This is a genomic window from Xanthomonas sp. fls2-241-TYG-148, from assembly GCF_030208815.1.
Classification (GTDB): Bacteria; Pseudomonadota; Gammaproteobacteria; order Xanthomonadales; family Xanthomonadaceae; genus Xanthomonas; species Xanthomonas campestris.
In genome coordinates, this window is the sequence record NZ_JARVTE010000002.1 from 76,331 (window position 1) to 102,025 (window position 25,695).

A 25,695-nucleotide genomic window follows, 5' to 3' on the forward strand; every position below is an offset into this window, starting at 1 on the left:
ACCGCACCAGGACGTTGGTCGGTAGCCGGATCAAAAGCTGGCTGCCTGGCAAGTTGCGTAAGTTGCGTAGGCTTGCTGGCATGGTTCGCAGAACACGCTAGCTGACGAACTAAAAGCGCGTCATGCCCTGCTTGCAACCATGCATACCGACCATCTCGACTGGTCCTTGCCCGCCTACCGTCGCGGGACCTTACGCGGCATGGATGCCGCGTAAAGAGGCTACATGGACGTACTTGCGCCGTGTCCCGCGATGGTAGGCGGGCAAGGGCCCTGCAGCCAAACCGCAGATCAACCGCTCTGCAAGTGATCTATCCGCATCATCCACCCCACTCGAGACAACCGAATGATCGAGTCGTCGCGTCGGATAGATGCAGGCAACAGCGCAGTGGGCCGAGGACGCGCTGCCCTCGCCGACCCAGAACGTTGGTCGACCCGGTAAAAAAAAGTCGCGCGTCGCGCGTCTTATTCAGACGATTGAAGCTGGTCAGAGCCCCATACCGCGAAAAAAAGCAGCGACGCGTGCCATTACGCGTCGCTGCTGGTTTTGCCTCTGTCGCCTAACGCAATTAGAAGTCGTAGCTCAGCGTCACCCGGCCCGAGCGCGGCGCCTGGTAGGCCACGACCTGGTCCCAGAGGGGATTGGTGGTGTTGTCGGGCAACTGCGAGAACGGGTAGATGTTGGTTGCGGTCTGCTCGTTGGTGATGTTGAACACATCGAAGCGCAGCGCCAGCTTGCCGTCGGCGAAGGCCGGCTTGTAGGTCACGCCCATGTCGAGCTGGGCGATCCAGCCCAGGCGGCCCTGCGAGCCCGGAGGCGATGCACTGCCGGTGCCTGTTTCCGGGTTGTAGCAGTAGTGATACGGCCCACCGGTGATCGCGCTGCCGCCGTAACCGGCCGGATCGCGACCGCTGTACTCGGTGCCGTAGTAATTGCCCAGGCAGTTGTGCGGCGCACCCGAGATCAGGCTGAAGTTGGCCGACGCGCCCCATTGCGGAGTGAACTGATAGAAGCCGAACAGCTTCAACTGGTGGCGGTGATCGTTGGATTGATCGCCGTTGAAATGCTCCATCAGCGCTGCGTGGTCCCAGCTCTGCGTGGTCGAGACCGAGGCCTGGCCCTGGTAGCTGCCCAACGCGCCGCCGGTGCGCCACAGGTCCGAACGCACCTGGCCTTCGGTAGTGCCGTAGCTATGCGACCACACGTAGTTGACCTTGGCGTACCACTTGCCGTCGAACGGGCGCTCCAGGTTGAGCTCCACTGCCGAATAGTTGCGCTTGAACTTCGGGAACCCGGCTGCTTCGCGGCTGACCGAGATTTCATGGAACTGGCCGTCGGTGCCGATCACGCCCCACTTATTGGTCTGGCCCGGGTTGATCAGCGAGGCGCCAGCCACCTGCGAGAAGTCGATGGTCACGCCCTGTGCGGCGGCGGCATCGATCAGCGCGGTGTTGGCGACGTCGTAGTTCTGGTCGTCGATGCCGGCATTGAGGCGGCGGTGCGTGCCGCGCACGCCGAACACCCAGCCACTATCCAGCTGCTTGGTCAGGCCCAGGATGATTTCGTCCTGGTTTTCGCCCTCGATGTCCTTGACCACGGCGGTGCGCACATCGGCGATGCGGCCGAAACGCGAATTGGCCGAGACCGCCGACCCCAGCTGCTGCGCCAGCACCGGCGTGCCATCGGCGTTGATGCCGCTGTAGGTGTAGTAGGTGTCGGTGGTGGTGGCCGGCGTGAACAGGCTCACCGCCGACAACGGCAGACCCAGGTAGTAACGGCCGATGTTGCCGAACACCTTCAGGCTGGAATCGCCGTTGACATCCCAGCTGAAACCCAGCCGCGGCGCCCAGGCGTTGTCGACTTCGATATAGGGGTCGCCGAACGGGGTGTAGTTGGTGAACTCGTCCTTGCGCAGGCCCAGGCTCAGCAACAGGTTGTCGGTGACCTGCCACTTGTCTTCGATGTAGTAGGCGCGCTGCTTGGCCTCGTACGAATACAGGCTGGTGTTGATGTTGCGTACCACGTAATAGCCGCTGGAACCGTTGACCGGATCCACCAGGCCGGGGCTGGGCGCGCCGATGCCGCCGGCTTCGTTGGCCGATTGGCTGACCAGGCCGCCAGTCGCCAGGCCGTTCGGATCGTTGGTCTGCCCATAGGTCCACGCGTAGCCGGGGCCGGACAGTACCGAGCCGACGTCGATGCCTTCGGATTTCTGGTTGTCGATACCGAAGTTGAGCGTGTGGTGGCCCACGCGCCATTCCAGATTCAGGCGCTGATTGTCTTTTTTGTACTCGCGGTCGGGCGAGCTGACCGAGGTCACCAGCTGGTTGCCGATGCGCGGCGTGCCACCGGTGTAGGCCGGATTCTGCAGCGCGGCGCTATTGATCACCGGGCCGCCGGCCGGGTCGTAGTTGAAGGCGGTCAGCTCATCGGGCGTGCGCATCTTGCCGTACAGCGCGGTCACGGTGAGGTTGTCGCCGATGTAGCCGGTGTACTTGCCGGTGAACAGCGTTGGGCCGGTTTTCCAGGTGGATTCGTTGGTGAAGTAGCTGCCGCGTTCGCGCGCCAGATAGTCGTACCGGTAGATGGCGCCGTTGGTTTCGGCTTCGTCGCTGGCACCGGTCACCTCGATCAGGTGGTTGTCGGTGATGTTCCAGTCCACCTTGGCGTACCAGCGCTTCTGCTTGTAGTCGTAGTCGGTCAGGCCGCCGGTGCGGCCGTTGTCCGAGTCGCGGTTGGTCGCGGTGCGGGTGCCGTCGGAATCCACCTGCTCGGCGGCCAGGAAGAAGAACAGCTTGTCCTGGATGATCGGGCCACCGACATAGGCGCTATAGGTGGTCTGGTTGGCTTCGGCTTCGCTGGAGGGCTGGTACAGGCCGTTGGCCGCGCGCGCATAGCGGTATGCGGCATTGTTGACGGTGCTGGCCTGTGCATCCGGGCGCCAATAGATGTCGCGCTGGTTGGTGCGCAGGCCGTTGGGTTCCCAGATCACCGCGGCGCCAAACTTCCACTCGTTGGTGCCGCGCTTGCCGATCTGGTTGATCACGCCGCCATTGGAGCGGCCGAACTGCGCGCCGTAGCCGCCGGTGAAGATTTCCTGCTGGTCGATGGCGCCGTAAGGCAGGGTCAGGCCGCCCAGGTTGTTGCTGATGGCGGTGGTGTTGAAGCCGTTGAGGTAATAGGCGTTCTCGCTGGCGGCCGAGCCACCGAAGCTGGGCAGCGAGCCGCCGAGCGGGCCGTTGTCGAAGCCGCCGCTGTTGACCACCACACCCGGCGCCAGCAGCGCGATCGCTTCGGCGGTGCGCCCCAGCGGCAGCTGCGCCAGCTGTTCGGAAGTGACCACGGTGCGGGTGTCCACGCTGCTGACGTCGATGGTGGCCAGGCTGGCGGCGTTGACGGTGACGCTATCGAGCGTCTGCACGCCGCTCCCCGCGGCAGCAAACGACACATCGGTATTGGCGCCCACCGTGATGCCCACGTTCTCGCGCGTTTCCACCACCGCGCCATCGCGCTTAACGGTGACCTTGTAGGTGCCCAGCGGCAGGTTGCCGGCGGCGTAGCGGCCGCGCGCGTCTACCGGCACTTCGCGGCTGAAGCCGCTGTTGTTTTCGACCAGTACGGTGGTGCCGACACCTTCGCCGACACTGCCGACGATGCTGCCGGTGGTGGACTGCGCTTGCGCGGCGCCCAGTGCAACGAGCAGTGCCACTGCCAAGGCACGTCTCTGGATACTACGGTTCATGCTCTCTCCCCGGGGTCTGAAACGGTCGCAAGGCGACCAACGTGGCAACGCCGGACGCGGCGTTGCCAGAAACACTGTGTGAAGACGTGGACCGCTCGCCAATGACCTGCCGCCATCAGCTCATGCCCAAACGTCGCGGCCGCTGTCGCATTCGATAATAGGCAGCGCACCTGCCCGGGGATTTGGCCGCAACGGGTAGGGATGGCCTTGGTGGGTAGGCGGCGGGCGGCCGAAGCCTGACAATGGCCGGCGCGTCGCCCCGCTCCGGGTGCCGACGCCCCCACCGGCACCACTCAAGGATCTGCGCTCATGAACCACTCCCGCTCCCACGCCCTGTTTTCCCAGGCGCAGAACCTGATGCCCGGCGGCGTCAACTCGCCGGTGCGTGCGTTCAAGTCGGTGGGCGGCGAGCCGTTCTTCGTTGCGCGTGCCGACGGTGCGTACCTGTTCGACGTGGATGGCAACCGCTATATCGACTACGTGGGCTCGTGGGGGCCGATGATTGCCGGCCACAACCACCCGGCCGTGCGCGAAGCGGTGGAACGCGCCATCCGCGATGGCCTGTCCTTCGGCGCCCCCTGCGAGGCCGAGGTGACCATGGCCGAAACCATCACCCGGCTGGTGCCGTCCTGCGAAATGGTGCGGATGGTCAATTCCGGCACCGAAGCCACGCTGTCGGCGATCCGCCTGGCGCGCGGCGCCACCGGGCGCAACCGCATCGTCAAGTTCGAGGGCTGCTACCACGGCCACGGCGACTCGTTCCTGGTCAAGGCCGGCAGCGGCATGCTGACCCTGGGTGTGCCCACCTCGCCAGGCGTGCCGGCAGGCCTGAGCGAGCTCACCGCCACGCTCAGCTTCAACGATTTCGAAGGCGCCACCGCGTTGTTCGACGAGATCGGCGCCGAAGTGGCGGCGGTGATCATCGAGCCGGTGGTCGGCAATGCCAACTGCATTCCGCCGCAGGCCGGCTACCTGCAGCACCTGCGCACGCTGTGCACCCGCCACGGCGCGTTGCTGATCTTTGACGAAGTGATGACCGGTTTCCGCGTGGCGCTGGGCGGCGCGCAGGCGCACTACGGCGTGACCCCGGACCTGACCACCTTCGGCAAGATCATCGGCGGCGGCATGCCGGTGGGCGCCTACGGCGGCCGCCGCGACCTGATGGAACAGATCTCCCCCGCCGGCCCGATCTACCAGGCCGGCACTTTGTCTGGCAACCCGGTGGCAATGGCCGCGGGCCTGGCGATGCTGCAACTGGTGCAGGAACCGGGCTTCCACGCCCGCCTCAGCGAGACCACCAGCCTGCTGTGCGAAGGCCTGGAAGACGCCGCCCGCGCCGCCGGGGTAGCGGTGACCACCAACCAGGTGGGCGGCATGTTCGGGCTGTTCTTCACCGACCAGATCGTGGAGAACTACGCCCAGGCCACCGCCTGCGACGTGACCACCTTCAACCGCTTCTTCCACGCGATGCTGCAGCAGGGCGTGTATCTGGCGCCATCGGCCTACGAGGCGGGCTTCGTGTCCAGCGCCCACGACGAGGCCGTCATCGAGGCCACCCTGGCCGCCGCACGCGAGGCCTTCGCCGACGTCATGCGCTGAGCCCGGGCGCGCGGCTGTGACCTGGTCCCACCTTTGCTTTTGTCTTGTGGCTGTCATACCTTGCTGACAGGTGCCAAGGGATGGGCATGGGTGGGGACCCACGAAGCAGCGCAGTGCAGCCGATCTCACCGTTCGCGGTGATCACCGCGCCGTCGCCGCTGCTTCATCGTGTTGCGCGGCGTGTCGGTTGGCACGCGGCCAACGCTTTGCCACGGCCGCCCTCGCCTCATGCTCAAGCCTGTTGCGTTGCTCACCCCGCGCCCGTCACCGTCGCGCGACCTCACCCTTCCCGATTGGCTGCTCGCCAGCAAGCTGGAGCCGCCGTTGCCGCGTGCCGGCGCGGTTGTGCGTGGCGGCCTGCTGGCCGTGCTGGATCAGGCGCAGGCGCGGCCGCTGACCCTGCTGCTGGCACCACCCGGCTTCGGCAAGAGCACGCTGCTGACGCAGTGGCACGCGCAGCTGCTGGCGCGCGAGCCGGGCGCCGTGGCATGGCTGTCGCTGGATGAAGAAGACGCCGAGCCGGCGCGCTTTCTCGGCCACCTCGCGCTTGCCCTGCAAGGCGCCGGTGCGGACCCTGCCCTGTGTGCGCCAGCCCTGCACGGCCGCGACCACGATCCGCGCGACGCACTCAATGCACTGATCCGCGCGCTGCGCGCGGCACCGCGCCGCATCAGCGTGATCCTGGACGACTACGACCGCCCCGGCGGCAGCGCGATCGACGAGCTGGTGTTGCGGCTGATCGAACACGCCGGCGGCCGCCTGCACCTGCTGTTGTCCACCCGCCGCGTTCCCGGCCTGCCACTGGCGCGGCTGGAATTGCAGGCCCAGCTCACGCGCGTCGGCAGTACCCAACTGGCGCTTGACGAGGACGAAGCACAGGCGCTGCTGGGTGCGCAGGTGGCGGCCCCGGTGGTGGACGAACTACGCCGCTATACCGAAGGCTGGCCGGTCGCCCTGCATCTGGCCCGGCTGTGGCTGGAAGTCGGCGCGCAACGCCAGCAGGAAGTGGCCATGCGGTTTTCCGGGCGCAACGCGCAGATTGCGGCGTATCTGGCCGAACAGGTGGTCAACGACCTGGATGCGGACACGCGCGACCTGTTGCTGCGCACCAGCCCGCTGGAGCGGGTCAACGCAGCACTGGCCGATGCGGTGCGCCAGCGCGACGACAGTGGCCGGCTGCTGGCTGGGCTGGAACATTTCCATGGCTTGCTGATCCCGCTGGATGGCGAGCGCGAATGGTTCCGCTACCACCCGTTGTTCGCGGATTTCCTGCAGCAGTTGCTCGATCGCGAACACCCCGCCGGCGCGCTGCAGATCCACCAACGTGCCGCGCGCTGGTTTGGCGAACATCAGTACCTCTCCGACGCGGTCCGCCACGCCTCGCGCGGCGAATGCGGCGACCTGGCCGCCAGCTACGTGGCACGCGCCGGCACCTGGCAGTTGCTGCTCACCCATGGCACCCATCAGGTGCGTGCGCTGCTGCGCCACTTCGACCACCGCACCATCCGCGACACGCCTGCGTTGAATCTCACCCAGGCGCATCTGCACATGAAGCTGGGCGAGTTCAGTCATGCCCGGCTGCTGCTGGAGCGCTTCCGCGATTTTCCCGCCGCGCTGCGCGAGCCGTTGCAACGCGACTACACCGTGGTGGTGGCAGCACTGCGCGAGCGGCTGGATGAAATCTGCGGCAACCCGCATGGCCTGACCCAGATCGCGGGCCAGGCGGCCGCGCTGGACGAAGACGACCATCTTGGCCGCGGCATGCTGCTGTGCATCTGCGCCACCACCGCACTCGCGCAAGGTGGCTTCGCGCTGGCCGAGCGCTATGCGCATGGCGCGCGCGAGGCCATGGGACGCGGCGGCAGCGAGCTCGGCACCGGTCATGCACTGCTGGTGCTGGGGCAGAGTTTTTTCTATCGCGGCCGGCTGGGCGATGCCGAGGCGTGCTATCAGCAGGCACTCAACGGCTGCCTGCGTGCGCCGCAGCCAGACCGCGTCCTGCAGGCCACCGCACACTGCCTGCTGGCGCAATTGCATTACGAACGCGGGCACCACGACGATGCCGCCGACCTGCTGCATCCGGCGCTGGACATTCTGGAGCAGCACGACGGCAGCACCGACGTGCTGGCCGCCGGCTACGACACCGCGCTGGGGCTGGAGCGCCTGCGCGATCACAGTGGTCGCAGCGCGGCCGCTTTGCTGGAACACGTGGAGCAGATCGCCCACGGGCGCAAGCTCGCGCGCCTGTCCGAACTGGCCGCCGCCTGGCGCTTGATGGTGATGCTGGAGCACCCGGGCAACGCCGCCATCGATGTGCTGATTGCACGCACCGGCGGCGAATCCGGGCTGGCGCACACCCTGCGCTCGCCGCACCGCTGGCGCGACCGTGCAGCGATGGGATTCGCGCTCGCGCGCTGGCATCGTTTGGCCGGCCGCAGCAGCGCGGCGCTGACCATCCTCGGCCAGATCGAACAGGCCTGCCTTGCCAGCGACAACCTCTGCCACCTGGCACGCACCCGCGCACGCATCGCCCTGGTGCTGCAACAGCGCGGCGAACTGGCCGCGGCATTGCCGTATCTGTACAGCGCGCTGGATCACGTTGCGCTGACCCGCAGCTGGCAAGCCATTGCAGAGCTGGGGCTGCCGGCAAAAGCGATGCTGCGCTCGCTACGCCAGCACGACCCGCAGACCGTGGGCGGCACCACCCGCGCGCTCACCATCCAGGCCTTGCTGGACAGGCTCAGTGGCGACGACGATCCGGCCAACGATCTGTTTAGCGAACGCGAACTGGAAGTGCTTGCGCAACTGGCGCGCGGCTATTCCAACAAGCAGATCGCACGCTGCCTGCACCTGTCGGAAAACACCGTCAAATTTCACTTGAAGAACGTGTACCGCAAGCTCGATGCACGCAGCCGCGAAGGTGCACTGGCGCAGGCCTTGCAGCGCGGCTTGTTGCGCGAGATGGACCCACCAACAGGGCCAACCACCCCCTGAGTTCAGCCGCGCATCACAGCCGTGGCTGGATGCGCGACAGGCGTAGAGCGATGCAGCGCGTGCACTGCATCACCCAAAGCGCAGCGTGCCCTTCATCATGGCCCAGTGGCCGGGGAACGAGCAGAAAAACGTATACGCGCCGCCCTTGCTCAGCTTGCTGGTCGGGAAGGTCACCGTGGCGGTTTCTCCCGCGCCGATCACCTTGGTGTGCGCGATCACGCGCGGGTCGGCCTTGGGCAGGTAGCTGTCGGCGATGGTGGAGCGCACGCCGGCGTTGGCCACAGCCTGGAAGTCATCGCTCTTGGTCAGCACCCAGTTGTGCCCCATCACCGTGGCGGCAAGCTTGCCGGAGTGCTTGAGCGTCACGGCGACGTCGGTGCAGTCGGGAGCGATCGTGATCGCGCTCTGGTCGAATTTCATCTGGTCGGTTCCGGTGATGGTCACCGCACAGGTCTTCGCCCACGCTGATGGTGCCAATGACACCAGCGCAAGCACGGCAATGGTCGAAAGCAGCTTCAAGGACACACTCCTGCAAAAAGGGTTGCGCGCTGCCCGGCCACGTAGATGCCGGTGCCGGATGCCTGACGCGGCGCGCATGCGTCGGCGCCGTCAGAGTACCGCGAGCAGGCACGCGGCAGGCAACCCCTGCCCGATGTTTTTGTCGCACGCGGCGCCCTGCGCTAGGCGTAGCGGAAGAAGGCATCCATCGGCGCCTGCGCGCTTGCGGTGGCGTCGGGCAGCGGCAATGGGCCACGTTTGCCGGCCATGACCTGCACGAAGGCCTGCTTGAAGCGCGCCATCTCCTCGGGCGTGCCCACCGTGATCCGCGACCAGGTGGGCCACACCGGCCAGCTGCGGCCGATGAATACACCGAAGGTGGCCATGGCGTCCTTGAAGCCGGCCGCGGGCTGTTTTACATCGACCATGAAGCAGTTGCTTTCCGAGGCGGTGCAGGCATAGCCCTGCTTGGTGAGGAAGTCGATGACATCGGTGCGGGTGGCCGCGGTGCGTGCGCGCCGTTGCGGCACCAGCGTGGCATCGCGCAGGCTGGCCAGGCCCGCCGCGGCCGCGGTCACCGGCAGGCTGTTGACGCTGTAGAACATCAGCTTGGCCAGCAGGTCCGGGCGTGCTGCCGCATAGCCCAGGCGGATGCCGGCCATGCCGTAGAGCTTGGAGAAGGTGCGCAGTACCACCACGTCTTCTCCCGCGGCCACCATGTCCACCACGCTGCGGGTGCTCTGCGCGAAATGGATGTAGGCCTCGTCCACCACCAAAATGCTACCCTTGGGCTTGTGCGCCAGCGCGTAGTCCAGATCCTTGCGTGCGGTCACCGAGCCGGTGGGATTATTGGGATTGCAGATGTAGATCACGCCGGCGTTGGCGTCGGCTGCGCACATCGCCTGCACGTCGTGCGAGAAGTCCTTGCGCAACGGCACCTTGACCAGCTTGGCGCCGTTGCGGGAAGCAGCGCGCCAGCCGGATTCGTAGGTGGGGTCGGCGGTGACCAGCGCGGCACTGGGCGAGGTGAAGGCCAGCATCGTGTAGTCGAGCGGTTCGGTGGAACCGGCGTAGGCCATCAGGTGATTCACCGGCAGCTTGAGCTCAGCGGCCAGGGTGGTCATCAGTTCTATCTGCAGCTCACGCAGATACCGCCCACCCTGCGGCGCAATCTGGGTGATTGCCTTGATCGCCGCGGCACACGGGCCATCGGGAAACTCGTTGGAGCCGATCATCACCGGCGCCAAGGCGCCCGCTGTGGCAGGCGCGATGGCGGCCGAGCGTTCGGCGGCGCTGGCCAGCAGCGGCAGGGCGCCCCCGGCAGCACCGGCAAACAGGGCGGAATCACGCAGAAACCTGCGGCGCGACAGGGCGGTATGCATGGTGAACCTCCAGCAAGGCGACAAAGACGAACTCAAGGACGCACGGCAACCACTTCGATCTCTACCCGGTACAACGGGTTGCCCAGCGCGGCGATCTGAAACGCCGAGCGCGCCGGCAGATTGGGCTGCTCCTTGGTGCCGAAATACTGCCGGTAGCCCTCCATGAATCCGTTGAAATCCATCTTGCCGTCCATGGCCGGATCGCCGACCAGAAACACCTGCATCTTCACCACATCGCCCATCCCCAGGCCCAGCGATTCCAGCTGCTGCTTGATCTGCGCAAGTACGCTGATGGTCTGCGCCTTGGTATCGCCGTAGGCGGCGGCCGAGCCCTTCGGCGCTGTGGTATCCACCACCGCCGGCACCTTGCCGCTGACATACACGGTGGCCTTGCCGGCCGGTACCTCCACGGCCGCGGCGATCGGGAAATCGCTGTTGGGAATCTTGTGGCGGATCACCTCGGCGGCCTGTGCGGCGGCAACACTTCCACACCACAGCACGGCGGCGGTGGCGGCAATCACGGCGGGACGGAACATGGCAACTCCTTGCATGAGGAAACGGTCAGTGGCGCAGCAGTTTGACGTCGTCGACGGTAACCACTTCGGCGTGGTCATTACCGAAATGAGTACGCACATAGCTCACCACCTCGGCCACCTGGCGGTCGGTGAGCATCTCACCGAAACCCGGCATGCCGGCGTGGCCGTCGAGCACCATCATGGTGACGTACGGCGCGGCGGCGAGTTTGGGGTTGCCGGCCAGCGCCGGATATTCGCCTGCCCCCTGCGCCCCAGTGCCGCTGGGCATGTGACAGCCCTGGCACACGGCCTGGTAGACATGCTGGCCGGAGGCGGTGGCAAAGCCTTTCTGCGGATACAACACGGTGGCATCGGAACTCTGCGCGCTTGCATCGTGCAGGCCAGGCGGCAGCAGCAATGCACCAATGCACAGCACCGCTGCCGCAGCGAATACACGGGGGAACAGCGTCATGCGCGAGCTCCTTGGGCAAGCACCTTGCGATGCAGGCGGCCGATGACATCGTGCGCGGACAAGATCGCGCCCTCCTGCCAGGCCGGGATGTAAGACACGTGCTCGCCGGCCAGCGCCAGGCGGCCATCGATCTGGCACAGCGGCGCGTAATGCTCGGCGCGCGCGGCCTCGCTCCACATGCCAAAGCACCCATGCGTAAACGGCACACGATGCCAGCCCACTGCAATGCCGGTTTCGAATTCGCGTGGATATTGCGGATGCAATTGCGTGCCGTATTCGACGGCCTTGCGCACACGCTGCTCCGGGGACATCGAGGTGAACTGGTAGGCGTCCAGACCCCAGACGTAGGCGCCCAACAACACGCCCTTGCCGGGGCTGTGATAGCCGGTACTGGGATAGCTGATCAGCGTGATCGGCAGATCGGTGTAGCTGATGCCGCCGTAGATCGCCTCGTCCTCTTCCCAGAAGCGGCGCTTGAACTGCAGCCCCACCTTCACCGACGCCGCATACGGCACCTTGCCGATCGCCGCGGTCATCGCATCGCTGGCGGTGACCGGGATGCGGCTCAAGACCGAGAGGGGAATCGTGCAGATGCACCAGTCGGCACTGGCCACCTGTTCGGCGCCACCGCGCGCGGCATCCTGCCAGGACACGCGCACGCCGCTGCTGTCCTGATCAATCCTGGTGACCTTGGCGTTATAGGTGATGGCATTGCCGAGCTGGCGGGCAAACGCCTTGCCGATCTGGTCCATGCCGCCCACCGGCTGGAACATGGTGGTCTGCATTTCGTAGTTATTCCCGGCCGCCAGCGTGGTCCACAGCCGTGACCGCAGCACGTCCTGCACGCTGAAGGGATCGGAAAACTTCGGCTTGCCGGACAAACCACCGCCGGGGTAGCGCGCAAAGCCGCGGCGCTCGCTGCTGTCCTTGCCCTTGACGTAGCCAAAGCGTTTGTCGAGCGCGCCCCAGGTGCGCAGCGATTCGAGCAGGATTTGCTGATCCTCGGTGCTCACCAGGCTGTCCAGTGCGTGTTGCTGGGTGCACTTGGCCAGCAGTTCGGAGACATGGCCCTTGTAGTCCGCATCGATGGCGCGGAAGCGCTGCGGCTTGCCATCGAAGCCGTGCTGGCTGTGCAGCAAGGCGTTGTAGTTGACCTGATTGAACGCCTCCAGCGCCACGCCGAACTGCTTGCAGTAACTCAGCACCGCGCGGTGGTGATGCGGGATGCGCCACGGACCGGGATTGAGGTAATGGCCCTCATCGAACTGGCAGTGCTGCGCCGCGCCACCGAGTTCGGTGTAACGGTCGCCGCCGCGCAGTGTCCAGTTCCGGCCGCCCGGGCGGTCGTTGTATTCCAGCACCTGTACGCGGTACCCGGCCTTGCGCAATTCGAACGCCGCCGTCATGCCGGCCAGGCCGGCACCGAGAATCAGCACCGATGCCCCCTTGGCGTCACCATCGAGCTGCAGCGGCCCGGTAAAGGTGGATTCGGCCGCCATACCCAGGCTGCTCATCGCCTGATACATCATCGCGCCGCCCGCGGTCATGCCGATCCGTGCCAGCAGCTGCCGGCGTGTCATTGCCCCAGTGTGTTTGCCTTGCATCAACGCGTGTTCCCCTGCATGTCATGGACCGGACGCGACCAACTACCGTGCGCTGTGCCTGCGGCGACCGCGTGCACCCTGCAGCGCCGCTCACACACGCGGCCGGCAACACTGCCGGCCGCGTTGGCGCCGTCAAAACTTGTACGAAAGACTCGCAAACACCTGCCGCGGTGCAATCAGCTGATACGAGCCGGAACTTTCATTCGGGAACACCGCGCCGATCGCGTCGTCCTTGTCGAACAGGTTGTAAACCGACAGTTGCAGCCGGCCGCCGGCCAGAAACCCGTCACTGCCGCCCTGATAGCCGACACTGCCATTGACAATGAAGGTGGCATCCACCTGATCGGTATTGAGCGTGTCGCCGTAGCGCTTGCCGGTGTATTTGGTATCCAGGTTGGCGAAGAAGTTCTCGCCCTCCCAGCCGCCGTTGACGCTGAACATCACCTTCGGCGAATCCGGCACTTCATTGCCTTCCACCTGCACCAGGCTGCCGCTGACCGGGCCGAAATAGTTGTCCTGGAATTCGGATTTGTTCCAGGTCAGCGAGGCGCCCAGCCGCCAGCCCGGCGCCGGCTTCCACATGCCCGAGACTTCTGCGCCATAGGTCTGCACGTCGCCGACGTTGGCGTACACCGTGGGCGCCACCACCAACGGGTCCGGGTCGGTCAACGCGATGATGCGGTTTTCGTAATCGATCTTGTAGGCGGCGATGTAGCCGCTCCACTGGCTGGATTCGGCGCGAATGCCGATGTCGATATTGGTGGATTCTTCCGGCGCGATATCCGGATTGAACGCGCCCGAGGTCAGTGCCAGCCGCGGTGCGGAGCTGAAGTTCTCCGCATAGTTGGCGAACACCTGCACGCCATCGGCCAGCTGGAAACTGGCACCCACCTGCGGCTGGAACCAGTCGCTGTTCTTGATGGTGACATCGCGGCGCACGCCGACATTGAAATCGTCGAGATTGGCGATGCCGTTGTAGTCGCGTTTGACATCCAGCCCCTTGGCGCCGAGTTCCAGCGTGAGCCGGTCATCGAGCAGGCGCAGTGTGTCCTTGATGTAGAGCTGCTTCACTTCGGTGGAGAAGTGGTTGTCGTAGTAGATGACGATCGGCAAGGCGCTTTTCAGCAACGCACCGGTGGCCGGGTCCAGGTTGTACAGCGGGCGCACCTGATCGAAATCGTAGTTCTCGTACCAGGCACCGACTTCGAGCTTGTTGTGCTCGGTTTCCCACGACACCGCGGTGGTCGCGCCATAGCGGTCGCCGCCCATGATTTCCTCGCGCCGTGTCATCGCACCAACGCGGGTCACGTTACCAGCGGCATCCACAATCTGCGGGTCGTTGATGGCGATATCGGTGCGCCCCGGCGTGCCGGCGATGGCGTCGTTGTACAGACCCGTCGCCGTGCTCGGCGGAGTTCCGCCAACGCCATAGCCGTGCTTGTTCTCGTAGTAGCCGGTGAAGGTGAAGCCGATCGCATCGTTGAACAGGAAATCGCCATGCAGGCTGAGCAATGAATCGCGGCGGCCGTTCTGCCACTCGCTGTAGTGCTCGGCGTCCACCTCGGGGTTGCCGGTGATGCGTTCGTGCAGGTCCCACGACACCGAGCCATCGGAGTTGTACGACTGCACGTCGTAGTCCTTGCGGTTGTTGTAGATCCAGCCCAGCGTCAGGCTGCCCGCGTCCCAGGCCTGGCGGATCTTGGCTTCGAAGTGATCGCTCTTTTGCGTGACCGGCTCCATGTCCCACACCCCACCCTGTGTGCGCGAGGCCGAGACGTAGGCACTCGGGCCACCGTCCCACCACTGCGGCGTATCCAGCCGCACGAAGCTGCGCACCAGATCGTCCGAGCCGATGGTCTGGGTGAGGTTGCCACTCCAGGTATCACCGCCTTTCGGTGGCAGGCTGGTGTAGCGGATCGCCCCGCCGAGCGCGTGGTAGGAGGGCTGGGTGACATCGCCCGAACCGGCAGACACGGTGACATCGAGCAGGTTTTCGCTGGACACATAGCGGGTGATCGGCCCGCCTTCGCGGGTGTCGAAGGTTTCGATCGGAATGCCATCCAGGGTCACGCCGATCTGGTTGGCGGAAAACCCGCGAATGGTCATCGAATCACCGAACTCGTACAGGCCGAACGGGTCGGTGGTCTGCACATTTACGCCCGGCAGGCTGGCCAGCAATTGCTGCGGGGCGACACCGGGCACCTGCGCCTGGATTTCCGCCACCGAGATGGAGGCGGTGGTGCGGGTGGAGCCGGTGCCCACCACACTGACGGCATCGAGCGTGCGTGCTTCCTGTGCAATGGCTGGCAGGCTGGAGGCACCCAGCAACAGTGCCATGGAGGCCGCAGCAGGGCGGCGGGTGAGCGTGGTGAGAGCGGCGGCGACCGAGGTCGCCAGATGGTCGGTCTTCAAGCGCTTGCGCATGCAATCCACCCCTGGAGTCGTGTGACGTGCTGGATGACCGGGAGCTCCCCAACCCGGTTGACACCGCGCTGTGCGGTACAGCTCGACCATACCCAGCACCACCGCAGCGCATGCCGCGCGCGGAGGGTAGGGGCGGCGCAGGTGGGTAGGCTGCTATCGAATTCAACTAGATGAAGCTGGAATGTCCCTACCCGTATGCGGGGAGGTGCGCTGCGGTAGTGACGACTTGCCAGCGCATGCGCGGATCGACGACGCTGCCGCGTTGCACATCGAGCACGGCCATGCCCACCCCGCGTCCCTCCCTGTTATTGCTCGATTTCGATGGCGTGCTGGCCAGCTATGCGCGGCCCAAACGCATGGCGGCGCTGGCTGCGATGGCCAACTGCACGCCGGCGCAGGTGCACGCCGTGTTGTTCGCGCAGGGGCTGGAGCGCAGCTACGACAGCGGCGACATCGATACGCCCACGTACTTGGCCCGTTTGAGCGATGCAGTGGGCCAGCGCATCGATCCTGCGGCCTGGGTGGCGGCACGCGTGGCCGCCTGCCGCGCCGATACATCGGTGGTGGCGCAGGTGCTTGCCGTGTCTGCACACACCCCGGTTGCCGTGCTCACCAACAACGGCCCACTGATGGTCGAGGCGATCGAGCAGATCGTGCCGGCGCTGTTCCCGCTGCTGCGCGGCCGGGTGCTGTGCAGCGGTGCCCTGGGCGGCCGCAAGCCCGATGCACGCGTCTATGCACGCGCACTCGCGCAGCTGGGCGCACGCGCTGCACACACGCTGTTTGTGGATGATTTGTTCGTCAACGTGCGCGGCGCACGCGCGGCCGGCCTGGAAGCGGACACCGTGCGCGATGCACGCGGACTGCGCCGGGTGTTGAAGCGGTATGGGCTGGCGTAGGCGCGGTTGGTGTATCTCTGCGTCATCGTGCTACCTAGCACTTCTGAATGTGTCTGCTAGGCCGCGTCGCAACTTCCCCACGACACGCTGCAGCTTTCCCACTCACTGCAACTCGAGCTGATCGCCGCAAACCGATCGCAGCGGCAGCGGCCAGTCATTGCGTCGCATCGGTTTTGACATCAGTTGCCAGAGACCAGAGGCATGACGGATTGCACGCACGACGCGATGCAATCAACAGGCACTGCCCCAGCTACTGCTGAGGCTCGCATCTAAGTAATCTCTCGTACCGCGATAGAACGCGAGCCAGTGCCCCACGCTGGCCGGCGCGGTGCCGGCCACGATGGTGCAGAACGCGCAGTCGCTGCTGTCAGTGCTGTCAGTGCTGTCAGTGCTGCGCAACGTACGCGGCGATCGCCAGGCGCAGGCGTGCCAACCCGTCGGCCAGCTCGGCATCGGTGAGATTCAACGCCGGCACAAAGCGCAGCACGTCCGGGCCGGCCTGCAGCAATAGCAGGCCGTGCGCGGCCGCCAGATCCAAGATCGCGCCCGCCTGGCCGGCATGCGCCGGTGCCAGCACCGCGCCCAGCATCAGGCCACGTCCACGAATCTGCGCAAACACACCGAACTCGGCATTCAGCGCTTCCAGGCCGGCGCGCAAGGCGGCCGACTGACGCTCCACGTTCTCGGCAATCTGCGGCGAGGCCAGCTTGCGCAACGCGACCCGCGCCACCGCCGCCGCCAGCGGGTTGCCGCCGAAGGTGGTGCCGTGCGCGCCGAACTGCATGGTCTCGGCCACTTTCGGCCCAGCCAGCATCGCGCCGATCGGGAAGCCGCCGCCCAGCGCCTTGGCCAGGGTGACGATGTCCGGGGTGACCTGCTCCTGCCAATGCGCGAACAGGCTGCCGGTGCGGCCCATGCCGCACTGGATCTCGTCCAGCACCAGCAGTGCGTCGTGCTGGTCGCACAGCGCGCGCACGCGGGCCAGAAAGCCTGGTGCGGCCGGCATCACCCCGCCCTCGCCCTGGATCGGCTCCAGCATCACCGCCGCCACATCGCCGCTGGCCATTGCGCTTTCCAGCGCCGGCACATCGTTGAAATCCACGTAGCGGAATCCGCCCGGCAACGGTTCGTAGCCTTCCTGGTATTTGGGCTGTGCGGTGGCGGTGACCGAGGCCAGCGTGCGGCCGTGGAAACTGCCGCGGAAGGTGACGATCACGCGCTTGTCGGCCGGCCGGCCGTGGCTGCTGGCCCACTTGCGCACCAGCTTGATCGCCGCCTCGTTGGCCTCGGTGCCGGAGTTGCACAGGAACACCTTCTGCGCAAAGCGCGACGCTGTGACCAGCTCTTCGGCCAGCTTCAGCGGCGGCGCGCTGAAGAACACGTTGCTGGTGTGCCACAGCTTGCCGGCCTGCTCGGTGAGCGCGGCCATCAGGTCCGGATCGTTGTGCCCCAGCCCGCTGACCGCGATGCCGGAGGACAGATCCAGATATTCGCGGCCCTGGTCGTCCCACACGCGACTGCCCTGGCCACGCTCCAGCACCACCTGGCGCGGGCGGTACACCGGCAGGTAGTAATGCGCGAGGGACAGGGGCGAATCGGCAGCGGTGTTCATGATGGCGGGGTCGCGGAAGCGGAGGGAGACCGGCATTCTCGCGCATTCGCCGGCCTGCGGCACAATGCACGCATGCGACCGCTTTCCGACCCCCAGCTCAATCCCGCCACCACCGACGGTTGGCGTCGCCAGTGGTTCGACATCATCTACCGCCACGACACCCGCCCGTCGCGCAATTTCGACCTGCTGCTGGTGGTCACCATCCTCACCAGCGTGGTGGTGATCATGATCGACAGCGTGCCGCGCATCCACGCGCAGTCCGCGCACTGGCTGGTGCCGCTGGAGTGGGCGTTTACCGTGGTGTTCACCATCGAATATGCGCTGCGCCTGGCGGTAGTACGGCGCCCGCTGCGCTATGCGCTGAGCATCTGGGGCGTGATCGACCTGCTCTCGATCCTGCCCAGCTACCTGTCGTTCTTCGTGCCCGGCGCGCAGACGCTGCTGGTGGTGCGCGTGCTGCGCATCCTGCGGCTGTTCCGCATCCTCAAGCTCACCCGCTACGTGGAAGAAAGCGGCCAGTTGCTCGATGCGCTGTGGCGCAGCCGGCGCAAGGTGCTGGTGTTCCTGTTCACGGTACTCACCATCACCGTGATCGCCGGCGCCACGATGTATGTGATCGAAGGGCCGCAGCACGGCTTCACCAGCATCCCGACCAGCATGTATTGGGCCATCGTCACCATGGCCACGGTGGGCTTTGGCGACCTCGTTCCGCAGACCACGCTCGGCCGCTTCGTGACCTCGGCGCTGATCCTGATCGGCTACAGCATCATCGCCGTGCCGACCGGCATCTACACCGCCGAACTGGCCAGCAATCTGCGGCGCAAGGACGACGCCCAGCACCACGATGCGCGCGGCTGCCCGGCCTGCGGGCTGGAAGGCCACGAGCCCGACGCACGGTTCTGCCGGCAATGTGCCGGGCCACTCCCTGCTGCGTTCACTCACTGAGGCAAACGCGCACGCGGTGAGGTGTGCCGTCGCGTGCGGCGACATCTGCGTGCGCGCGCCTGCTGTACTGGCGGCAGCGTGTGCTGTTCCTCCAGCGCAATTGCCGCGCCACTTCCTGTGAGGATGCGCGGCTGCTCCGTCATCCATGACGGCCGCCGGTCAGAAAAAGTGGACATGCGTGCAACAAAAAGAACGCGCCCATTTCATCAGGCGCGTCCTCGCCCAACTCAGCGCGTCATGCGGTTACTCATGTCGATCAGGTCGTTGTAACTCGCCAGCAGTGCCTGCCGCGTGCCAGCCGGCGGCAGCGAGCTGTTGCTTTCCAGCAGCATCTGGTCGCTGCGGCTCAACGGCTCGTTGTTGCGCACGCGTTCGATGCGGCGCGCCGCCACGCTTACCAGCTTGTCGGCGGAGCGTTCCATATGGCCCCACATCGGGTCGCCGTCGCCGATCTTGGCCTTCTGCGCCTCTTCCAGGATGCCCTGGTAACTGGTCAGCTGCGTTTGCGCGGCGGCCAAGTCCGGCGTGTCGCTATTGAGCGTGTTCACCAGCTGCTTGCCTTCGCCGATGATCTTCAGGTGGTACCAGGCAGCGCTGCGGCCTTCGTCCTTTTCAATCGCATCGAGCTGCTGCTTGCGGCGCTGGTCTTCGTTGCGCTCCAGCGCTGCGTCCATGGCCTCGCCAGCCTCGAAGAACGCGCTATAGGCCTGCATCAGCGGTGTGTGCAGCGCCTGCATGCCCTTGGCGTTATCACGCCGATAGTCCTCGCGGTCGTAATAACGCGCGGCCTCTTCGATGCGCTCGTTGAGCGCGGTGAAGCGCTGCTGGTAGGCCTTGGCCGCCGGATCCAGCTGCGCATTAGCCGGTTGCTGCGCCAGCGCGGCGGTCATTGGCGCGCCGCAGGCTTCGACCCGATGCGACAACACCGTGCCCGGGCCGCGGATCTGCGATTCCTTGCCGGTCGGGCCCGCCTCCGGGTCTTTCATCCAGCCGATGTATTGCTGGTAGCTCTCGTGCAATGGCTGCTCCACCGCGTTGAAACACGCGATGTAGGCATTGATCTTGTCGGCGCCTTCCACGGCAGCGGCGGCGGTGTCGCCCTTGTGGCAACCGGCGAGCAGCGCGGCGCATGCAATTGCCGTGGCGAGTGGCGCAAGGCGGGAGTGCGGGGTCATGAGAGCTCCATGGGGTTGATGTAGGAATGCGCGATGCGATGGCCACAGTGGGCGGACGTAGTGTCCCCACCGATGAGGCCGTGATTGGATGGCGGTGCATGCTTCATGGCGTGCACGCGTTTAGCGCGGGCATGTGGATTGCCGGTGCGGCAGTGCCATGCACGCCCGACCGGTGGGTTGCCGAAAGGGGAGCGCTGAAGATTCGCTGCAGGCCCAGGCTGCCGAGCGCATGCCGATCCACGAGGTCGTCAGGGCCGACGCGGCCACAAGGTAAACGCCAGCGCCCTTGATGGGCCGGCCGCGGCGAGATCTGCCGTGAATGTCTGGGTTCAACAGAGGCATCTCGTCCGCGCGCACGTCTCGCGCAGCAGCTCGGCGCGCCGCAGCCTGACCGAAGAACGAACCGGCTGCGTCTGCTACAACCGTGCGCTCGCAAGCGCAACGGTGCTGCGTTGCGCTACCGAACGGAGAAACCGTCGGGCTGACATGCCGCTGACCTGGCTGCGCCGCAACCTTGACGCCCACGGACACTCCAACGACGGCTCCTTTCCCAAGCACGCACACCGGCACACATCCTTGTTGAAAACGATTTCAGCCTCTCACGATAGCAAACGCGGCCGTGAACCCGCCGTGGTCACTCCAGAAACAGATCCGGTAGCAGCGCACGCTGCGGGTCCACGGCGTAGCCGGACAGATCGGTGATGCCGGCCTGTGCCAACACCGTGTCATCGATCAGGAACTGGCCATGAAACCCGGCCGCATCACGCGTCAGCACCGCATGCGCGGCATCGGCCATGATCTCGGGCCGGCGGCAGGAGGCCGCGTCCACGCCGGGGAGCATGTTGATTGCATCGGTGGCAATCACGGTGCGCGGCCATAGCGCGTTGATGGCCACGCCCTGCGGCCCGAACTCGGCCGCCAACCCCAGGGTAACCAGGCTCATCCCCATCTTGGCCAGCGTGTAGCCGGTATGCGCGCCCCACCATGCCGGATTCAACGACGGCGGCGGCGCCAGCGTAAGGATGTGCGGGTTGGGTGCCTGCAACAGATGTGGCAGGCAGGCCTGCGCGCAGACAAAGCTGCCGCGCGCGTTCACCTGTTGCATCAGGTCGAAGCGTTTCATCGGCGTGTCCAGGGTCCCGCGCAACCAGATCGCGCTGGCGTTATTGACCAGGATGTCGATGCCGCCAAAGGTATCCACGGTTGCGGCCACCGCCGCGCGCACCTGGTCTTCTTCGCGGATGTCGCACTTGAGCGCCAGCCCCTGCCCGCCCGCCGCGTTGACCGCCGCCGCCGCACTGTGGATGGTGCCCGGCAACTTGGGATTGGCCACCGCCGACTTGGCCGCAATGGCCACGTTCGCGCCATCGCGCGCCGCACGCAACGCAATCGCCAGGCCAATCCCGCGCGAAGCACCGGTGATGAACAGGGTTTTGCCGGATAACGTCATGGGAGTCGGGAATCGAGAATCGTGAATGGCAAGAGCTTAGCGCCTCGGCCCTGTGCGCAAGTCATCATCAAAGCCCACGCTCTGCTGTGCCCATTCCCCATTCCCCACTCCCGATTCCCAGCCCCTCAGGGCTTGGGCCCCTGCCCTTCGTTGTCTTCCCAGTGCAGCACGCGGCGGGTTACGAAGCGATAGACCGGCTTGCCGGTGGCGAACCATAGCTCGCGGATCCAGGAGCGGCGCTTGAGCACGCGGCGCTCCACCGGGGTGATGGCCGCCGGGCAATACATGCGCTTGTGCTTGAGCAGGTGGCGCAGGTCCTCGCGTGCAAGCAGACGCATCCAGCGCGCGCGCGGCGGGCCACGCACCGCCAGCTGGAAATCGATCACCGCCGGGCTGCCATCGTCCTGCACCAGCCAGTTGGCTTCCTTGGCCAGATCGTTGTGGGCCACCCCGCGCCGATGCAGTTGCTGCAACAGGCGGCGGGCGGCGCGGAAATACGCCAGGTCGCCGCGTGGCGGGCGTTGGTACATCGCATCGCCGGCCAGATAGCTGCGATCCAGTTGGCGGCCGTTCCATCCCAGCAGCCGTGGCGTGCGCGCCATCCCGTCCAGTTGCCGCAAGGCCAGCGCTTCGCGCCGCGCCAGCCACCAGGCCACGCCGCGTAGCAGCCAGGGCGCAGCGCTCAGATCACGACGCACGAACATGCGCTCGCCCTCGCGCACCAGCAGGATGCGGCCGAAGGTGTCGGACTTGAGTGGCAGCTCGCCGGAAGGATCTGAATGCATCCCCCATTGTAGGCGGCGCTCGCACGATCACAGCGACGCCCTCACACCTGCGCGCAGCACGCGCGCCTTCACGCGCAGCGTCGCAACCGCAGGTGAAGCGCGCCGGCCGATGTGAGGACCACGCAAGTCAGCCGCCGCCAGGCCCACCTATAATTCGGGGATGAACTCATGGATCGACGCCACGCTGGAGTGGATCGGACACCACCCCACCTTGGCTGGCGTGGTGATCTTTGCGATTGCCTTCTGCGATGCGGTCATCGTGCTGGGCGCCATCGTGCCCGCGTTGCCGCTGTTGTTCGCCATTGGCGTGTTGATCGGGCTTGGCCAGATCAACGGGCCCTATGCGGTGATCTGCGCCACGTTGGGCGCCTTCATCGGTGACGCGCTGAGCTTCTGGGTGGGCCATCGCTGGGGCCACCAACTGCACACCTATTGGCCGTTTCGCCGCTACCCGCAATTGCTGGAGCGCGGCGAATTGTTGTTCCGACGCAATGCGTTCAAGAGCATCGTGATCGCGCGCTACGTGGGGGCGGTGCGGCCGTTCGTGCCGGCCATCGCCGGCATGTCGCACATGCCGTTCAAACGCTATCTGATCGCCAGCGGGCTGGCCTGCATCTCGTGGGCGTTGCTGTTCCTGGTGCCCGGTTGGGTGTTGGGCACTGCGTATGACGCGGTGGCCGCAGTGGCCGGACGGTTGTTTGTGGTGGTGGCCTTGCTGGCAGCGGTGATCGGCCTGGCCTGGGCGGTGGTGCTGTATTCGTACCGCTGGTCGGCCGGCCATCTCGACGCGCTGCTGGCACGGCTGCTGGAGTGGTCGCACCGTCACCCGGTGCTGGGCAACTGGTCGGTGAGCGTGTTCGACCCGCGCCGCCGCGAGTCGGTGCCGCTGGCGATGATGGCGCTGATGCTGCTGTTGCTGGGCTGGGGCTGGTTCGTACTGTTGATGGTGGTGCTGGCACACGGCGAGCCGCTGCGCGTGGACCTGGCCGTGCACGATCTGATGCTGGCCCTGCGCAACCCGCTGGCCGACTACCCGATGGTGGCGCTGGCCTCGCTGGGCGATTGGCAGGTGCTGCTGCCGGCGATCGCCGCGGCGATGGGCTACCTGGCCTGGCGTGGGCGCTGGATGGCCGTGACCCACTGGGTGATCGCGCTGGCGTTCGGGCTCGCCTTGACCCAGCTGCTGGGCGCCACCGTGCAGGTGGTGCGCCCACCGGCAGCAAGCAGCGGCTTCGGCTTCCCGTCGGTGGCGGTGACCATGGCCACGATCGGGTTCGGCTTCTTCGCACTGCTGATTGCGCGTGAGCTGCCCGGGCGGCGGCGCGTGTGGCCGTACCTGGTCAGCGGCGCAATCGTCTCGCTGATCGGATTCGCACGGCTGTACCTGGGCGCGCACTGGCTCAGCGACGTGGTCGGCGGCATGTTGTTCGGCATCTTCTGGCTGCTGGTGCTGGGCATCGCCTATCGCCGCCGTGCCACCCGCGCGTTCTGGGTCAAGCCGGTGTCGTGGCTGTTCTACGGCGTGTTCCTGGCCTGCGCGATCGCGTTCGCGCCGCGCAATCTGGTAGCCAAACTCGCCAAGTTCGAACCGCCACCGCCGCTGTTGATGGAATTGCAGGCCAGCGATTGGTGGAGCGGCCAGTGGCGTCTGCTGCCGGCCCGCCGCAATGAGTTCGACGACGACCAGCGCTGGCCGCTGGATGTGCAACTCGCCGGCCCGCTGGCACCGCTGCAGCGTCAGCTCGAAGCGCGCGGCTGGCGGGCACAACCGCAAGCCGGCTGGGAGCAGGCGCTGCATCTGCTGGATGTGAGCGGGCGCCCGGATGAAGTGCCGATCCTGCCGGCCACGCTGGATACGCAGGTCGAAGCCCTGCTGATGGTGCGCCCGGCCGCACCCGGCCATGTGCATGTGTTGCGGCTCTGGCCGGCCACCGCGCGACTGCTGCCAGACGCGCAACCGCTGTGGGTCGGCAGCACCCAGACGCTGCGTTACAGCCGGCATTTCAGCCTGGTCGGGCTGTGGTACCCGCTGCGTGGCGTGGACCCGGCGCTGAGCGCCCTGCGCGATGCACTGGGGCCGCTGCCGTATCGGGTGGAACAACGTCGGCGCTCGCAGGTGCCGGTGATGCTGATCGACGCAACACCGCACGGCGGCCCGCGGCGTGAGCCCTCTGCCGCGCACCCCGCCACCGCCGCTCAGTCCGAACAGACTGCTGCACAGCGCGATGGGTCACCGCGCTGATGCGTGGCTGACGCGTGGGAAGCAGGCGGAGGCGCTGAGCGAGCAGTCGCGTCACGTTGATGGCAGCATCGTAGAGCCACTGTGTGTGGATGTTTCTCGCACACCACTGTGGTAAGAGGTGCGCATTGCACTGCGCAGGTTGAGCGCGGCGACGTAGCGCTGGGCTAAAGCATCCGCGTCGCGCTCTTGGTGACACCCAATGTTTGCTGCCGAGCGATCGCGTCTATCTCGGCGAAGCCCTTTGGCAGTGCGCGTGTAGTTGGCATCCACATGCATGCGGCACGCTCGGCATGCAGCCATCACACAATCGCTCAGCGATCCGCACCGCCAAAGACAACGCATCACAGCACGCAGCCACGTGCTCGGCGCCTTATTCCTTCACCACAACACTCCATCCACCGGCTGCAGCGGCTCCGGTGCGCGCTCACCGATGGCTTGCAACGCATCGATTTCCACCGTGCGGCACATGCTGTCCAAGGGCAGGTCGTGGATGGTGTTGGCGAACGGGTCGACCAGCTCGTCGCCGATCTTCAGCACCGCCAGGAACATCAGCCCGGCCACGGTGGAGCCCACCGGTGTGGCGTATTGCAGGGTTTCCACCAGCCCGATCGGCAACAGGATGCAGAACACGCGGGTGAACAGGTTCGGATAGAACCGGTATTGATACGGCAGAGGCGTGTTCTTCAAGCGTTCCATGCCGCCCTGCGCGTTGGCAATGTCCACCAGGATGCGTTCCACACTGGCCTGCTGGATGCTGTCGATCCAGCCATCACGCCGCGCCTGTTCCACTGCGCGCCCGGTGGTGTCGAGCAACCCGTTGGCCACATTGGTGCGCGTCACCACAGCAGCCACTTCGTCCGCACCCAGGCGTGGCTCCAGCTCCACGCCCACCGGCAGCCGCCGCAACTGACAGCGCAGCGCGTGCACATAGGCCACCTGGCGCAGCGCAATGCTGCGCCCCACTGCTGCGGCGTCTGGCGCGGACAACACGCTCACGCACAGGCGCACCAGATTGCGCGAGGCATTGATCATCTGTCCCCACAGCACGCGGCCTTCCCACCAGCGTTGATAGGTGGAATTGGCGCGAAACCCCAGGAATAACGCCAGCGCCGAACCGAAGATCGTCAGCGGCAGCGCTGGTGCGCGGAACGGCAGCACGTAATAAATGATGGTGACCAGCACGTCCCACACGAACAGCACCGCCAGCGTTCGCCACACCTGCAGGAAGACATCGGTCACACGCGGTTTTACATCGATGATCACGGCACACCCCGGTTGTTAATCAACCGCGCCAAGCGCATTCCCTGCGGGATGCACACTGGCGCACTCAAGCGTGCGGAGTCTGCCGTTGCAGCGGTG

16 protein-coding genes and 1 pseudogene are annotated in these 25,695 nt (G+C 66.0%); 5 read left to right on the top strand and 12 right to left on the bottom strand.

Annotated features, from left to right (window positions below):
- Positions 1–566: 566 nt before the first annotated feature.
- The gene (locus QRM60_RS05150) at positions 567–3,740 is read right to left on the bottom strand and encodes a TonB-dependent receptor (RefSeq protein WP_285445746.1); all 3,174 of its coding nucleotides are present in this window, start codon (positions 3,738–3,740) and stop codon (positions 567–569) included.
- 309 nt (positions 3,741–4,049) lie between these two features.
- Here QRM60_RS05150 and hemL point away from each other — a divergent pair, with 309 nt between their 5' ends.
- Positions 4,050–5,339 (top strand): glutamate-1-semialdehyde 2,1-aminomutase, encoded by a 1,290-nt coding sequence (gene hemL, locus QRM60_RS05155; RefSeq protein ID WP_014508850.1) that lies wholly within the window; start codon positions 4,050–4,052, stop codon positions 5,337–5,339.
- Between the two features lie 228 nt (positions 5,340–5,567).
- Complete coding sequence (locus tag QRM60_RS05160; protein ID WP_285445747.1) at positions 5,568–8,333, top strand: LuxR C-terminal-related transcriptional regulator; 2,766 nt, start codon at positions 5,568–5,570, stop codon at positions 8,331–8,333.
- A 69-nt stretch (positions 8,334–8,402) separates the two neighbouring features.
- On the opposite strand, the gene azu is transcribed toward QRM60_RS05160, so the two are convergent.
- The 6 genes from azu to QRM60_RS05190 all read right to left on the bottom strand — a co-directional run bounded on the left by azu (position 8,403) and on the right by QRM60_RS05190 (position 15,216).
- Positions 8,403–8,852, bottom strand: a complete 450-nt coding sequence (azu, locus tag QRM60_RS05165; RefSeq protein WP_014508852.1) for an azurin — start codon at positions 8,850–8,852, stop codon at positions 8,403–8,405.
- 161 nt (positions 8,853–9,013) lie between these two features.
- The gene (locus tag QRM60_RS05170) at positions 9,014–10,213 is read right to left on the bottom strand and encodes a pyridoxal phosphate-dependent aminotransferase (RefSeq protein WP_285445748.1); all 1,200 of its coding nucleotides are present in this window, start codon (positions 10,211–10,213) and stop codon (positions 9,014–9,016) included.
- A gap of 32 nt (positions 10,214–10,245) precedes the next feature.
- Positions 10,246–10,749 carry a RidA family protein gene (locus QRM60_RS05175; protein ID WP_012437470.1) on the bottom strand — a complete coding sequence of 168 codons (504 nt, stop codon included), beginning with the start codon at positions 10,747–10,749 and terminating at the stop codon, positions 10,246–10,248.
- Between the two features lie 25 nt (positions 10,750–10,774).
- Complete coding sequence (locus QRM60_RS05180) at positions 10,775–11,200, bottom strand: cytochrome c (RefSeq protein WP_115556692.1); 426 nt, start codon at positions 11,198–11,200, stop codon at positions 10,775–10,777.
- On the bottom strand, positions 11,197–12,804 hold the full coding sequence (locus tag QRM60_RS05185) for a flavin monoamine oxidase family protein (protein ID WP_161962788.1): 1,608 nt from the start codon (positions 12,802–12,804) through the stop codon (positions 11,197–11,199). The genes QRM60_RS05180 and QRM60_RS05185 overlap by 4 nt, the downstream gene beginning before the upstream one ends.
- 132 nt (positions 12,805–12,936) lie before the next feature.
- A complete protein-coding gene (locus tag QRM60_RS05190; RefSeq protein WP_285445757.1) occupies positions 12,937–15,216 on the bottom strand; it encodes a TonB-dependent receptor in 2,280 nt (759 codons plus the stop codon).
- Positions 15,217–15,509: 293 nt separating this feature from the next.
- Here QRM60_RS05190 and QRM60_RS05195 point away from each other — a divergent pair, with 293 nt between their 5' ends.
- Positions 15,510–16,127, top strand: a complete 618-nt coding sequence (locus tag QRM60_RS05195) for an HAD-IA family hydrolase (protein WP_115006858.1) — start codon at positions 15,510–15,512, stop codon at positions 16,125–16,127.
- A 385-nt stretch (positions 16,128–16,512) separates the two neighbouring features.
- Here the strand turns inward: QRM60_RS05195 and QRM60_RS05200 are convergent, their stop codons facing one another.
- Positions 16,513–17,739, bottom strand: a complete 1,227-nt coding sequence (locus QRM60_RS05200) for an acetylornithine transaminase (protein ID WP_115556695.1) — start codon at positions 17,737–17,739, stop codon at positions 16,513–16,515.
- A 72-nt stretch (positions 17,740–17,811) separates the two neighbouring features.
- On the opposite strand from QRM60_RS05200, the gene QRM60_RS05205 reads away from it, so the two are divergent.
- Positions 17,812–18,684, top strand: a complete 873-nt coding sequence (locus QRM60_RS05205) for an ion transporter (RefSeq protein WP_012437465.1) — start codon at positions 17,812–17,814, stop codon at positions 18,682–18,684.
- Between the two features lie 227 nt (positions 18,685–18,911).
- On the opposite strand, the gene QRM60_RS05210 is transcribed toward QRM60_RS05205, so the two are convergent.
- The 3 genes from QRM60_RS05210 to QRM60_RS05220 form a co-directional block, all read right to left on the bottom strand.
- Positions 18,912–19,859 (bottom strand): YiiG family protein, encoded by a 948-nt coding sequence (locus tag QRM60_RS05210; RefSeq protein WP_285445749.1) that lies wholly within the window; start codon positions 19,857–19,859, stop codon positions 18,912–18,914.
- Between the two features lie 634 nt (positions 19,860–20,493).
- A complete protein-coding gene (locus QRM60_RS05215) occupies positions 20,494–21,309 on the bottom strand; it encodes an NAD(P)-dependent oxidoreductase (RefSeq protein ID WP_115556697.1) in 816 nt (271 codons plus the stop codon).
- 125 nt (positions 21,310–21,434) lie between these two features.
- Positions 21,435–22,094: a serine/threonine-protein kinase gene (locus QRM60_RS05220; RefSeq protein ID WP_115001814.1), complete on the bottom strand. Its 660-nt coding sequence runs from the start codon at positions 22,092–22,094 to the stop codon at positions 21,435–21,437.
- A gap of 160 nt (positions 22,095–22,254) precedes the next feature.
- Between QRM60_RS05220 and QRM60_RS05225 the strand changes: the two are divergent.
- Positions 22,255–24,237 (top strand): annotated as a pseudogene (locus QRM60_RS05225) (VTT domain-containing protein); the annotation flags it as partial.
- Positions 24,238–24,714: 477 nt separating this feature from the next.
- On the opposite strand, the gene QRM60_RS05230 reads toward QRM60_RS05225, so the two are convergent.
- Complete coding sequence (locus QRM60_RS05230) at positions 24,715–25,599, bottom strand: bestrophin family ion channel (RefSeq protein ID WP_116923224.1); 885 nt, start codon at positions 25,597–25,599, stop codon at positions 24,715–24,717.
- Positions 25,600–25,695 lie beyond the last annotated feature (96 nt).